11 protein-coding genes and 1 pseudogene are annotated in these 12,924 nt (G+C 61.1%); 7 read left to right on the top strand and 5 right to left on the bottom strand.

Translation table 11 applies throughout. The annotated features are described in order from the left end of the window. Positions 1-175: 175 nt before the first annotated feature. Entirely contained in the window at positions 176-619 is a 444-nt protein-coding gene (locus tag NKI95_RS29935) for a hypothetical protein (RefSeq protein WP_352721353.1), read from the top strand. A gap of 286 nt (positions 620-905) precedes the next feature. Then, positions 906-4,292 (top strand): PLL family lectin, encoded by a 3,387-nt coding sequence (locus NKI95_RS29930; RefSeq protein WP_352721352.1) that lies wholly within the window; start codon positions 906-908, stop codon positions 4,290-4,292. A gap of 136 nt (positions 4,293-4,428) precedes the next feature. Here the strand turns inward: NKI95_RS29930 and NKI95_RS29925 are convergent, their stop codons facing one another. Beyond that, entirely contained in the window at positions 4,429-5,439 is a 1,011-nt protein-coding gene (locus tag NKI95_RS29925; RefSeq protein ID WP_352721350.1) for a hypothetical protein, read from the bottom strand. 242 nt (positions 5,440-5,681) lie between these two features. On the opposite strand from NKI95_RS29925, the pseudogene NKI95_RS29920 reads away from it, so the two are divergent. Then, positions 5,682-5,923: pseudogene (locus NKI95_RS29920) on the top strand (transposase); the annotation flags it as partial. Positions 5,924-6,221: 298 nt separating this feature from the next. Here the strand turns inward: NKI95_RS29920 and NKI95_RS34550 are convergent. Continuing rightward, the gene (locus NKI95_RS34550; RefSeq protein WP_502909281.1) at positions 6,222-6,509 is read right to left on the bottom strand and encodes a Y4oE-related protein; all 288 of its coding nucleotides are present in this window, start codon (positions 6,507-6,509) and stop codon (positions 6,222-6,224) included. Positions 6,510-6,627: 118 nt separating this feature from the next. Continuing rightward, the gene (locus NKI95_RS29915) at positions 6,628-7,344 is read right to left on the bottom strand and encodes a hypothetical protein (protein WP_352721348.1); all 717 of its coding nucleotides are present in this window, start codon (positions 7,342-7,344) and stop codon (positions 6,628-6,630) included. Positions 7,345-7,509: 165 nt separating this feature from the next. Between NKI95_RS29915 and NKI95_RS29910 the strand changes: the two genes are divergently transcribed. Continuing rightward, positions 7,510-7,725 (top strand): helix-turn-helix domain-containing protein, encoded by a 216-nt coding sequence (locus NKI95_RS29910; protein ID WP_352721346.1) that lies wholly within the window; start codon positions 7,510-7,512, stop codon positions 7,723-7,725. A gap of 258 nt (positions 7,726-7,983) precedes the next feature. Here NKI95_RS29910 and NKI95_RS29905 read toward each other — a convergent pair whose 3' ends face one another. Beyond that, positions 7,984-10,101, bottom strand: a complete 2,118-nt coding sequence (locus tag NKI95_RS29905; RefSeq protein ID WP_352721345.1) for a DUF3363 domain-containing protein — start codon at positions 10,099-10,101, stop codon at positions 7,984-7,986. Positions 10,102-10,629: 528 nt separating this feature from the next. Here NKI95_RS29905 and NKI95_RS29900 point away from each other — a divergent pair. From NKI95_RS29900 to NKI95_RS29890, 3 genes are all read left to right on the top strand, one after another. Continuing rightward, positions 10,630-10,938, top strand: a complete 309-nt coding sequence (locus NKI95_RS29900; RefSeq protein WP_352721344.1) for a hypothetical protein — start codon at positions 10,630-10,632, stop codon at positions 10,936-10,938. A gap of 60 nt (positions 10,939-10,998) precedes the next feature. Beyond that, positions 10,999-11,571: a transposase gene (locus NKI95_RS29895; protein ID WP_352721422.1), complete on the top strand. Its 573-nt coding sequence runs from the start codon at positions 10,999-11,001 to the stop codon at positions 11,569-11,571. A gap of 621 nt (positions 11,572-12,192) precedes the next feature. Beyond that, the gene (locus tag NKI95_RS29890; protein ID WP_352721343.1) at positions 12,193-12,726 is read left to right on the top strand and encodes a Ros/MucR family transcriptional regulator; all 534 of its coding nucleotides are present in this window, start codon (positions 12,193-12,195) and stop codon (positions 12,724-12,726) included. A gap of 88 nt (positions 12,727-12,814) precedes the next feature. On the opposite strand, the gene NKI95_RS29885 is transcribed toward NKI95_RS29890, so the two are convergent. Beyond that, positions 12,815-12,924, bottom strand: a 110-nt coding sequence (locus NKI95_RS29885) for a DUF736 family protein (RefSeq protein WP_352721420.1), incomplete at its 5' end; no start/stop codon positions are given.

The following is a 12,924-nucleotide window of genomic DNA, read 5'->3' as shown; positions in this document are numbered from 1 at the left end:
CATCGTCGAGGGAGCCGGCAGCGTACGCCACTTGCGGTGGCGGACCTGGGATACCGAGTTGGCAGCTGCGGTGCGGCCGTCACGAGTTCGACACAGCGGACTGTCGCCCGTGCGCTGGCCGCACATGATGCTCGGGGATGATGGCATATAAGTTCCTGAGTCAGCGTCAACTGCATTGCGGATCAAGCAATTTGTTTTGCTTGTGAAGCGCGATGATTTCGTGCCGACCTTCGACTACGCTACGCTCCTCACTGAAAAAGGGAGACATCGACTTGGCAATCAAAACCATAGTGCTGGTCCATGGGCGTTTGCAGACGGCTCCTGTTGGGCAAAGGTCATTCCGCTTCTGACGAAGCGCGGTCTCAAGGCGATCGCGGTTCAGAACCCGCTGAGTTCGCTGGCCGACGACGTGACGGCGACACATCGCGTCATCGGAATGCAGGAGGGGCCGGTCCTTCTGGTCGGCCACTTGCGGCGCCCTCAGCACGGCGCATACCGCTACCGTTTTGTCGCCACCGTTGGCTATGACCAGTCGGACCTGGAGACTGCACGCAACAGTCGCCTGCGCGATTCGTGCAACGATCGGCAGCCTGTCTGGAAGCTATTGGTGAGAGCCTGACCGAAAAAGAAGTTGGGTGATATCAGCATTTTGTGATTCAGCCGGTGTTGCGAAACATCGACGGAGGATCACATGTGGACCGACACCACCCGCAAGCACTTTTGCCCGGGGCGGGGGGCGTCGCAATCCGCTGGGTGATTGACAGCCAGAGCGTCAAGGGTGTCAAAGGTTAAAATTCAAACTGACACACTGGAATCCGACCTCCGTTGACAGTCCGCACAAATGAGCATTAGGCGTTGGCCCTGAGCAGACGGCCGCCGCCGCCTTTCCACAAGCGAGGGCATACATGGGCGGCAATGTCATCAACTTCAACGGGATTCCAACTGCGCTAACGCCATTCGACTCCAATGAGGAGTCCCTGTTTCGGGCTCGGGCGAACGTCGCCGTGGCGTTCGAGGCGACGTTGCAGTATCCAGGCGACTGGATCGGGGGCGAGATCGACGGTGACGGCTCGGTCAACAACGCGATAGCTCGGCTGGAGCTCGGCGGTAGTTCGCCTGCTAACACACATCGTGGTCCAGTGTTGCCAGCGTTCTTGCCCGATTCAGGTTGGGATGTACTGACCATTGACAATATCGTCGCCGTCAATGATGCCCTGCTGCGCACCCAAGTGCGTGCCAAGACCGGCACTAGTGCCGATGTTGATTTCATCATCCCGATCGCCAAGCGCACCGGCGAGTGGGACACCGTGCTCAAGGGCCTGGTGGTAATCATGTATCGCCATCGGACCAAGTTGCGGCCGGAGGTGGCTGCCCACGTGCTCAACGACCTGCTGAACACGCGCGGGTCGCGGCCGGCGAACGCCGACCACGTCAACATCGGCGGCGCGGCCGGTGCGCTTGCTTCTGACCCGTGGGAGACCGAAAACCACGTCCTGATGATCGAGACGTCGCGCTACCTCACCAACCAACTGCTGGCCCTAGACCAGTGGCAGCGCGGCGTGTGGAAGGACGTGGATGCGCTGCGTAAGGAGGTGGACGCCGACCTGCCGGGTGCGATCGGGGGCTCGCTGCGCGCGCAGATTATCGAAGGTTTGGTGCAACAACTTAACTACGACAACGAAACCAACGGCATGAACACCTGGATGCTGCATCATCTGCAGCGGTTCCTGCAGTTCGACTTCTGGGAGTACAACGCCCGCCCCTATCAGAGCTACAGCATGGCGGCGCTGCAGAATCTCTACGACTACGCCTGGGATGACCGGGTCAAGCGTGCCGCGCGCATGGTGCTGGATTACGTCTCGGGCAAAGTGGCGGTGTCGAGCAATGGCCTGCGCCGGGTCCCGCCGTTCCGGCGCTTGCGCGAACATGTCGGCGACACCCTGCTCTACGACGACGAGAGTGAGCCGCAGACGTGGCGCTTCTTGGCGCTCGCTGGCGTACCCCAGGGCTTGGCCGAAGTCGGCTTCAATGCCGCATGGGGTGGTCGCAGTGACATCATGCTGGCCGGATTGTCTAGCTATCGGGTGCCGGAAATCGTCCTCGATATACTGCTCGATAAGAGCCACAACGAGTACTACCAACAGTTCCACCATGGCGACCGACTGCCGGCCCCGATTCCTGCGGAACTGCAGGCCATCATTGATTCGCTTGGTATCGAATTCAGCGGCATTCCTGGCGGCGTGGAAATTTATGCAAGCTCGCGCGACTTCCTGCTTACGGCTGGTGGCATCTGGCTGCGCTCGGGAAACCTCGATTCTGACGAGCTCGTCAAGTATAAGGACAACGGCAACGCACTACCGACCACGTTGATGCCATCGCGGGCAGGCAGCGATCGCGCCGATTTCATCCGCATCGATGGTGCCAACTTTGAGCGCGATCGGATCAACACTGGCGTGCTGCCGGGTTTTGCCTGTGGCCTAAACATCAATATCCCCGCGACATTTCTCGGCCGCCAAGTGCCGTCTCATCCGGCCGTGTACCACCCACCTGGCACGCAGCCGCCCATCGAGGCGCCAGCGATCCTGCGCGATGGCCCATGGGTGTTCATTGACTGCTCCACCGGTAGTCCGAACTGGCACAATAACCTCAACCTCTACATCGCCGCACACATCCAAGACTGCTCGACCGGTGCCTGCTTTCTGGCATCGGGTTCATTGCACCTGGCCAAGCCATACATTAACGCCAGCAACTTCGGATTTTTCGAGGTCATTTCCGCCGACCGCATGGATTTCAACCAGTTCATTGCCTCGGTCAAGACAAGGAACGGCGGACGCACCTATGTCTCGGAAGGCGAAAATGTCTACGCGACTACCGACGGCCGTGTAATCCACTTCAACCCCAATGCTAGCGGCGACGGATACCAATGGGGAATCCTTAGCGTCAACGGCCAGGCTTTCGACTCCAACATCCACCATTGGCCGCTGGCGCGCGGCGACATCATGAATACCGAGCCCGGCACCGATGGCCACAACGGCTACGTTACGGTCGATAACCCATACATGAAACAAAGGCTGGTGCTCGACATGCGCGACCCTATGATCCCCCGACGCTATCAGTTCCGCCAGGATGCCCCGCGCCACACCGCCACTGCCCTGGCCTCGCGCGACATATACCGACTCGATGTGTTCTGGACTGCGGCCGACGGCTCGGTCGCTGCCAGTTACTGGGATGCCTACATAAACCGCGGCATTTGGGGACTTGCGATTCCGCTGAGCAATCCGAACTTGGTACGTCTCAATTCGCCGATCATGGCCGTGGCCCGAACTTCCGAGAACAACGACCTGTTCTGGATCGGCGGCGACGGTCAGGTCTGGTCGCAGTGGCATGCGGTCGGCGCCAACGGCAATGAGTGGAATCTGCCATTCGCCCTACCCGGTGTGCCGGCCGGCGATGTGCCGGCGCCGGCCGGAAAGCTTGCCGTGGTTTCCCGCGTATCTGATCAGCTTGATTTGTTTTGGATTGGCGCGGATGGGGCGGTTCGCTCACACTTCTGGAGTGGCGCCTTCGCCGACGGCGCGTGGGAAAAGCACGCCTGCTTTGCGGTGACACCACGCAACGCGGCACGCGCCGACTCGCCGATCGTAGCGGTCTCGCGGATCAATGACCAGATTGACTTGTTCTGGATTGGCGCGGACGGGGCCATATTCACGCATTGGTGGTCAGCTTCGAATGTGTCCGGCCAATGGGACCAGCACGGTCACTTCATGATTGCCCCGCCCGGCTCGGCGCGGGCCGACTCGCCGTTGACGGCAATAGCCAAGACCTCGCATCACCTCGATGTGTTCTGGGTGGCACCCGACGGAGCGGTGCGCAGCCAGTGGTGGGACGACCGCAACAGCGAAGGCCGCTGGGACCAGCATGAGGCCTTCAATGTTGTGCCACCCGGCAGCGTCCCGCCAGGGGGCGATCTTGCAAGCGTGTCGCGCATTCCTACGCAAGTAGACTTGTTCTGGCGCAACGCAAATGGCGCCATCGCCAGCGCGTACTGGAGCGACGACACACCCCAACCGCACTGGATTGGTCCATTCGACGTGACTTCGCCCACCCTCGTGCATCCTCATTCGCGGATCTTTGCCACCAGCCGCGAACCTGAACAGCTTGACCTCCTGTGGACTGGCAACGACCTAGCCATGTGGACGCAATGGTGGAATGGTCGCGATCCGCAAGGCAATTGGTTACAGCATGCGTCGTTCCCGATCACGCAAGCGAACGCGGTGGTGACGCCGACCTGAGGCATTGTGCGCCACTGTGACAAACCAAGCCATTTTGAGCAGGCCTGAGGGTTTGATTGCACATTCCGAATGTGTCAGAGAGGAAACTTAGGAAGGCTACAACAACGAGTATTCCCCGTCCGAACACGGACCAGTCCTATTTGTCATCAGCTGTAGAGAGACGATTGAGCAGCGCGAACAGGGATAGCTCGGTACGCGGATCAATCTCAAAACTTGTCACAGGATGAATTTCCCACGCGGACCCCGGTTTCAATCCTTCGGGCCCGACGGCCCCAGTGCCGGAATTAGGATTCACTGGGTGATCGCTGTCGTAAAATGCCGACCCCGTAACCCTTACCAACACGGGAGTCTCAAAAAGCAGATAACTCCCTGATCCGGGTACTTCATCATGACCTGAATAAAGTGGCCACTGCTGCTTGAAATACTCACGCGCGGCCCTCAGTTTTTGCCTGCTCCAGCCTAGTCGTGGGACGCCGCTGATTTCAACAGTTAGACGGCATTCCGGTTTAATGCACCCGCCATCCTGGAGGATGAAGTGGTAATCGTTGTCATCCTCCTTCTTCGCCGCAACGAGATATGCAGCGACTGTTACATTCCGGTTTTCAGCTTCCACCCGAACTTCATCGCATTTCTTGGAGATTAATGCTGCCTGCATCTCAGCGTCGGACGGATGCGAAGCCTGATACGACTTGACTGTGAGATTGTCCTCTTCAATTGGCGCCTCCGCAATGCGAGTCTTGGCAACCTCCCGGCTCGTCCCGCGAAAGGTTTCGCCGTCGCTGTCATGGGGCACCGGCGTACATGCAGCCGGCAGAACTGCTTCGAGACCAATTTCGCTGCCTTCCTCCTCGTCCGGCCAATCGTTACGCACGATGGTGCTAATGATCTGGCCATTGGGAGCAACATGCTCTACCCGGTTTGTTCGAGTTTCAGGAGTAAGTTGAAGAGCCTCTAATACCTTCGGCGCTGTTGCGATCTTCAGCACTTCTCGCTCGGCGGAGAGAACAACTGCAGAGGCGTTCATGATCGTTACACCAACGATCGTGAGGATGCATGCCGGACGATTAGCGTTCATTGCCTCTCCTAAATTGACGTCATTTATTTTTTGTGCCAATGCCGCTAGGGCGAGCCACAATTGCTTGCCCATTCGAACAGTCGGTATCTTACGTCAAGTCCGCTTTCCAGCCAATCATTCTGGATCCCTGCTCATTCGCTTTCTGCAAATCGATGGTGAGCTTCTCGTCGTCCGGGTGTTGGGCGGTCGTGAGCGCCCTGCGGTCAAGTCAGTAATCGATGTTTCCGAAATAGAAGATCGAAAGGACGCGTCCCGAAACGGTCGGGTTGCTGAAGGCCAACCTGGCTCGAAGGAGCGACCAATGAAACTACGACATGACGAACTTGCGGGCGGGTAGAGAAGAGCTCCGATGCCGATCTGTTGCGCGAGATGATCGGCTTTACCGCCGATCGGCCGATGGAGATCGAGGTGGGTGGCCACCGGAGCCGGCAATGGCTATAGGAGCCCGCTGGGCTGGTGCAGGCGCAACGGCCACTGGAGCCGTGACTGGAAGACGCGAGCCGGTATTGTCGAGCTAGGGGTCCTACCTAACAAGTTTGCTGGGAGCCGCCACCCGCCCGAGAAGGCGCTTGACCTGCTCCCCGGTTGTCCCCGTTTATAAGTTAGCCCCGTCCGGGCAAAGGGAAGGCGCCGAACAAGGGCGACGAAGTGCCGGAGTAATGCACCCCGAGGAGTGGAGTGGTATCGCTCGTACCGGAGCCTTGCCTGCGTCCGAAGCGTCCGCCGGGCCGAAAACTGCCGGTCAAGGCTGGCGCGGCACCTGCCACCGCGAGGCGGCTCTGGCTTTGACGGGCTGACTTCGGTCCGCCTTCCTCTCGACAGGCAGGCAGTTCCCTCGCCGGACATTACTTCCCCTATCGGGAAGACATGGATACCGCTTTAGAATCGGGCGAACCCGCTTGAAGATAGGCGAATACCCGAAACCAGAATCGGTACTCCTGTGTCCGCCCGTCGCAATACGCCGACACGGCGCACCAGGCGACTGCGGTCGCGGCCGTCTTTCCCCAAAAGGCTTTCGCTGCCTCTGCAGCTTCAGGCAGGGTCCACTTTGCCAAGGCGGCTTTGCGGCTGAAGGCGTCCAGCAGATCGGGATCGCTCGCCGCCGGATGGTGAGATGCCGCAAGAGCGTCCGGTGTTGCCAACTCCCTGCCAGTTGAAAGGGCGACGGGAGGCGGACGCTTCGCTGCAAGTTGAGGGATTTTCGGCTGAAGCCGGAAGTCGGGTTGGACGGTTCTTCATAGCTCGCCTCCATCCTCGTTTTCAGGCGCGGAAACAGCAGCCGGCCCGCCGCGGGCGGAGCTTGGGATGCTGTTCGCCGTGAAAGAACTGTTCCGGCATCATCTGCTGGGCGATGCGCACCAGATCGCTGAGCGCCGAGCGGATTTGCGGCCAGGGAAACTCGGAGCATTCCTCCCACGCCTCACCCTCGCGCAACACGGCATCGAGCTTGCCCGCCATACCGGCGAGCGTCGTGGCGGGCGTCGTCGAGAACGCCTCCAGCAGATCCTGCGCCCGATCGCCAGCCTCGCGCTCAGCCCTGAGTGCGGCGGTGTGACCGGTCTCCTCGGCAGCCGCGTCCCAGCGTGCCTGATGCACCGCGAAATCAGCCTCGGCCTTCTCGCGGAGAACCGCCATACCCGGCTCTTTGCCAAGCACGTCATCGAGCGCCTCCATCGAGTGGACCGTCACCTCCTCACCCTCGGGCACGTGGATGGTCACACAGGGAAAGCCGAGGCTTGCGACAAGCCTCGTCTCCAGGCACTGTTGCCTGCGGCAAAGCCGCTCGGTCAGCTCGTGCGCTGTCTCCCATTCCCGCCAAAGCGCCAGCGCTGGGTCGGGGAACACATTCGTTGCCGCTGTGTTGCCGGCGAGCGCGCTTTTCTCAAGCACCAAAGCGGTGGACGTGATCATCCCGCCTGCAAGCACCCGCCTGCGGGTGACGCAAGGCAGAGTCGTGGTATTGTCGGAATCACGCATGATCCGAGCTCCTCAGAAGCTTGGGGTTGTGGTCAGGCTGGGCACGGTGCGCCAACACCGCGCTTAGCCGCACCTCGGACCGTCGGCCCAAGGGTATCACTGATACCTTTGGATCATATAGGAATGATCTAAAGGGATCAATAGACTTTGGTGACAGCAGGACAGATGCGGGCAGCCCGCGCGTTGATCGGTATCGCCCAGGCGGAGCTTGCCCGCCGGGCTGGTGTTTCGGTTCCGACAATTAAGCGCTGCGAAAGCGATAGTAAGAACGGTCCGATCGTCTCTGCAGAAACCCAAGAGAAGATTCGCGCCGTTCTTGAGGCCGAAGGCGTGGAGTTTACCAATGGCAATCACCCAGGCGTCAGAGTGCGGCGACCATAAACGGTCGTTGAGCACACGATTGCGAGGCTTTTCAGTCATGGCCCGGCTACGGCAGATTTATACTGAGCCGGCGGTCGCTTACCAGATCAGTAGCGATCACCATGACCTCGGCGAGGTCTCGATGAACGAAACGGCGCCCCGCCAACTCAGGCTCAGATAAAGATCCGTTCTCCGTGAACGGCTCGCTGGCCAACTGCTGCTGACGAACTCGGCCTCGCGGTACGACCACCCACCCGCGGGCATTTGAGCCAGCATCCCTCACATACCGATTCCGAGCCCGCGCTTTTTGCCGAAGCTCCAATCAAGGTCACCGCTGTTTTGCACGAGGCCGGTGATGTGCTGGCCGATGCGCCTCTCGAGCATTGGCTGCCAAGGAACGAGCTGAAACCCGAGCCCGTCGTCCAGCATGGCAAAACGCCCGCTGGCAAGGCGGACCGAGCCAAGGAGCGTGCCGCCGACATAGTTGCCGGGCTGTACGGGCGCGTAGGTGAGGCCGCGCGCAGCGGCCATCTCCTTGCCGACCCGCGTGATCTCCTGGCGCTCCAGCGTGGCAACAAGGTCGCGCGCGAAGGCAATGGTCCCGCTCCCCGCGTCGCGTTCGGCATGGCCGATCGTGACGAGTTGGGCGGCCCGTTTGTCGAGCGCGTTATCGACGTCGAGACCAAAGCCTGACCGGACCAGCGGCACAGGGGTCCTGGCCACAAGCTCCCGATCGAGCCAGGTGGCGCCGTCGCTGCCGATCTGCGCGTCGAGGTCAAGCGTCGAAAGCACGCGGATGGAGAAGTCCTTGCCGCGGTTATTGGCATCATAGGCGATGCCGCGCTCGGACAGGTCATTTGGAACGCGCCAGTGGTCGTCGTCGATGCGTTCGACATGGCCGGCCCGGCGCAGCGCTTCGAGACGGCGGACATGGAAACGGACGAAGGCGTCCGGGTCCTTGCCCTCTTCCAAAAACGTCTCGCGGATCGCCTCCAGGTGTGTGCTCGGACGATAGATACCTTCCTCGCCCGCCACGACACTGATGTTGCGGTCGGCCGCACGCGGCTCCTGCTTCGGCGGGATCGGATCGAGCACCACGATATGGCCGCGCTGGATGTCATCGAGCTTTGCCGCATCCGCGGTCTCGACATAGTGTGTACGCCCGTCGACGCCGTCGATGACGAGCGACAGCCGATCGCTCATCTCGTCGCCGGCAAGACCCTTGGCGAGCACGCGGCCGACGACCGGCTCGGTGATGGTCCGCCGGTGCATGACGTATTGCGCAGCACCCCGCTCTTCGGCGAGGCCGTGCTCCTCGAGCGCCCGGTGCATGGTCTTGATGATGTCGTTGCGCTCACCAAGCGCTCGCAAAGTACTTTCGGCCCTGTCGGAAACCACCCATCGGCCGGGCTCGATCTCGTTCGCCAGGCCGAAGTGCGCCAGTCTCTTGGCCCGGTCGATCAGCAGATAGCGGTTGCTGGAAATGGTGTAGCGGTCGCTCGCATTGGGACGCAGGTCGACAACATCGTGCTCCTGCTGTTCGGCGATGAGCATGCGGTCGAGGCGGGTCAGCCGTTCGGCGCCGACCTCGTTGGCCAGCTTGCGGGCGACTTCGAGCTCGCTTTGCAAGCCGAGTTCCCGTTCCACCAGCTCGGTTGCCCTCTGGCGGATGCCATGGGCGATGTAGTCGCCGGCGATGTTCAGGATCTTGCCGTCATCGGTGATGCCGCGCACCAGGACATGGGTATGGGGATGACCGGTGTTGTGGTGGTCGACGGCGATCCAGTCGAGGCGCGTGCTGAGGTCGGTCTCCATCTGTCGCATGAGATCGCGGGTGAAGGAGCGCAGGTCTTCCATCTCGGCGGCATCCTCCGGTGCGACGATGAAGCGGAACTGATGCCGGTCGCCGCGGCCGCGCTCGACGAAGGCCTTGCCGTCGGCCTGGTCGTCGACGGACGAGTATACCTTCCCCTTCTCGCCGTCGCTGGTGACGCCGTCGCGCTGGAGATAGCGCAGATGCGCATCGACGGCCTTGCTGGTCGTCACGAACTTTTGGCCGCGCGTACTCCCCTTGCCTCGTCCCGGCAGCTTGACGACACGCCCCTTCACCACGACGCGGCGGGCGCGAAAGCGGATGCCGTTGCCGTCCTGCTTCCACCCGCCACGATCCTTCGGTAACGCTGCTGCCAGCTTGCCGCCGCGGCCGCGGGCGTTGAAGCGGCCACTCCCCTTCCCGGCACCGCTGCTTGCGCCGAGGCGATTGGGATTGCCGCCCTGCTTGCGGATGGCGATCTCGACCTGACGCACAAAGGGCAGCGTCCGCGAATTGAGCGGCGCGCCGCCATGCCGCGTCCGGCCGGTGCGAACCTGGAATCTGTCGCTGTCACGATCTGCCATGACGACAGCATCGGGAGTCAGATTTTGCGCTTCAAGATGGCCGGCGCGCAGAGCGTGCTACGGCGCGCAAAGACTTGCTGTGGCGTAGAATGGCCGATTGCACATCGCTGCGGCACGACAGTTTTACTTTTTAGATCAACAGCATAGCCATAGCCCGTGAGCCCCGCACCTCGCGTCATTTCTGCGTTGCGTCGGCACGCGCTGGAAAAACAATGTGCAGACAAGCACTTAGAGCGAAGCGAGGGCGAGCGCCAGCTCGCTTTATCTTGCTGTCCTAATCCACCCTCCGTAAGCGCCCGGTCCCTGCACCTACTCGGCTAGTGCAATTGAGCTTCATGTGGGTTTCCTTCGTCATGTGGAGGATCTCCGATGGCGGCTCGCCGCTCCTGGCCAAGGCCAACGGTCCTTACTGGTCGTCGCACGTCGCGAGCTGGTACCGCGGCAACCAGGCTGCACAGGAATACTGTCTCCGGGGCGATCTTTCGATCACCACATTCGAGCTGTGGATGCGCCATCTGGTGAGCGCGGATGACCTGCGCAAACGTGCGGAAAAGCTGCAGGGAATTTGCACCGGAAGAAGGCAGCACGTTTGCGCAAGAAGGTGCCACCGAAGCGGCTCAAAAGGCCTCCACGCTATCGCTACAGCAGGCGCACGGACAGCGGCCCAATCGCTCTGCGGGCATTCTGGAGCATGCATTCGAGGTGATGAACTGGAGCGGCATGGGGCATGCCGAACATACTGCGGCGCTCGTCCTGTCGCCGCATGCGTTGCGGATCTGGCGGGATCGCCTAAATAATCCGGCGACGAAATGGACTGGCGATCCCTGCTTCATCTGAGTGCCCGAGCCCAACTAAGCAGCGCTGCTAATTGCGCGCGACGCAAATACCGCTTGACGCCTGACGCGATCGGACGGCCGCTCGAACCGCGGCCGGTTCAGCGACGCACAGAAGCGGCCGATCGTGCAGGAGACGGAGAAGCCCGGCGTCGCCGTGGCGCAGGGCTGCCGTCGTCATGGCGTCGCCACCAGCATGGTGCTCCGCTGGCTCGTCGAGTTCGGCCTGACCGCTCGCAAGGCGCCGCAACTGGCAACGGTTGAGCTCATCCACGGGACGGAAAGCGAATCGCCGGCAGTGACCGCCTTGCGCAATCTCGTGCAGCCGCCGGACGGCATGATTGCCAGCCAACTGGACGACGGGCGGCGTATCTTTGCATCCGTCGGCAGTGAAGCGGATGCAGCCAAGCGGCATCTCGCGGCAAGAAGACCGCATCATTATCGTCGTCCAGGCGGGCGTGTAGGTGCATCTGGCGCTCGGTCATGCCGGCATGCGCAAAGGGGGCTCGACGGGCTCGCCACGGTGATCCAGGAGCAGCTGAAGACGGATCACTTCTCGGGTTTCCAAACGCATGGACCCCGACGAGTTCGAGCTTGCCGCGGAGGACATCGAAAGCGATATCGAGCGAGTGAGTGAACATCATTCCACGCCGGCGGTGAACGCGGAAAGGCGCAACCAAGGCGCGGACCGGTGCCTGATCACTGCCGCGCGTGGCCCGCGGTCATCGACGTCGACAGCCTGTCCTCGGCCATTGCGGTGGCACCCTGCACAGCATCTGCGAGAGCATTAGCGAGATGCTCGACTATGTTCCGGCCCGCTTTAGGTGCTGCGGCACGCCGCACGAACGACGGCTACGACCTTGGCCGACAAGATACAGCCCACCTGAACGCTCGCCGATGCATTCCAAATGAACTGCGCTCGAACATCCAATTCACACTGGCGCGGACGAGGGGAACCACGCCGCCGAGTGTCGCGGCGATAATTGCGCGCACGTTCATCGCTCAATCGTGCAGTGCAGGAGCAATACGTTCTGGCGCTGGTGTGTCTAGGTCTGGGCGCCTCCCCGCGCGAGCGGAAAGTCCGCTTCTCCGACGCGATCAGTAACTTTATCTGCCGGGCAGAACGATGGAAGCGAAGCTTCCCGCTTGATATTTGCAGCGAATGAGGTTTGTTGGCGGAAATAACGAATTGTTTGCCTGATTGGCAATAAACAGCTCATCCGTTTCAACGCGCGCCATTAGACAAGAGGAAAACTCGATGACCGTTCCTGCAGACCGAAACTACAACGATGATCTCGTAGCAATTACCGCCGACATCGTTTCCGCCTACGTGTCGAACAATCCGCTGCCGGTCGGCGAGGTGTCGAAGCTGATTGGGGATACCTATGTCGCTTTGCAAGGGATCGGCACACCTGTGGCTCCGGCCGCAGTCAAGCTGGAGCCGGCGGTGTCGATCAAGAAATCAGTGACACCTGATTTCATCATCTGCCTGGAAGATGGAAAGAAATTCAAATCCTTGAAGCGACATATCGGGACGCATTACGATCTGAGCCCTGACCAATACCGGCAGAAATGGAGCCTGCCCTCGGATTACCCGATGGTGGCGCCGAACTACGCAGCTACCCGCTCGGCTCTGGCAAAATCAATCGGCCTCGGACGCAAGGCGGTGGCGCCCACTCCTGCCGCGGCGGAAAAACCAAAACGGGCTGCCCGTGCGGCAGCAGCGACAGCAACCGCAACGGCAATCAAGTCGCCGACTAGGAAGGCGCGCAAGGCACTCGTCAAAGCGTAGCGTGCTGCACCTAACAGGAGTGCCAACGAGTGGCGGACCCGAACTTGGCGAAGCCCCGCCGAGCGGCGGGGCTTCGTGTTAGCTCGGATCATTCTGCGGCGCGGCGAGACCAGATCAGCGAGAACTCGCCGTCGGTGTCGGTCTCAACCAGGCTCGCATAGATCGGAGCGGGAAAACTTGGATCGTCGAGCTTGACGG

The organism is Mesorhizobium sp. M0306, from assembly GCF_040321655.1.
Taxonomy (GTDB): Bacteria; Pseudomonadota; Alphaproteobacteria; order Rhizobiales; family Rhizobiaceae; genus Mesorhizobium.
The sequence above is the reverse complement of the archived record's forward strand: the minus strand, read 5'-3'. Positions and strand labels throughout refer to the sequence as shown.

What these genes read in the sequence shown, in the direction of transcription:
- NKI95_RS29915 (WP_352721348.1), bottom strand. Translation starts at nt 7,344, where the DNA reads ATGCGTGATTCCGACAATACCACGACTCTGCCTTGCGTCACCCGCAGG.
- NKI95_RS29905 (WP_352721345.1), bottom strand. Translation starts at nt 10,101, where the DNA reads ATGGCAGATCGTGACAGCGACAGATTCCAGGTTCGCACCGGCCGGACG.
- NKI95_RS29930 (WP_352721352.1), top strand. Translation starts at nt 906, where the DNA reads ATGGGCGGCAATGTCATCAACTTCAACGGGATTCCAACTGCGCTAACG.
- NKI95_RS29925 (WP_352721350.1), bottom strand. Translation starts at nt 5,439, where the DNA reads ATGGGCAAGCAATTGTGGCTCGCCCTAGCGGCATTGGCACAAAAAATA.
- NKI95_RS29910 (WP_352721346.1), top strand. Translation starts at nt 7,510, where the DNA reads ATGCGGGCAGCCCGCGCGTTGATCGGTATCGCCCAGGCGGAGCTTGCC.
- NKI95_RS29890 (WP_352721343.1), top strand. Translation starts at nt 12,193, where the DNA reads ATGACCGTTCCTGCAGACCGAAACTACAACGATGATCTCGTAGCAATT.
- NKI95_RS29900 (WP_352721344.1), top strand. Translation starts at nt 10,630, where the DNA reads ATGACCTGCGCAAACGTGCGGAAAAGCTGCAGGGAATTTGCACCGGAA.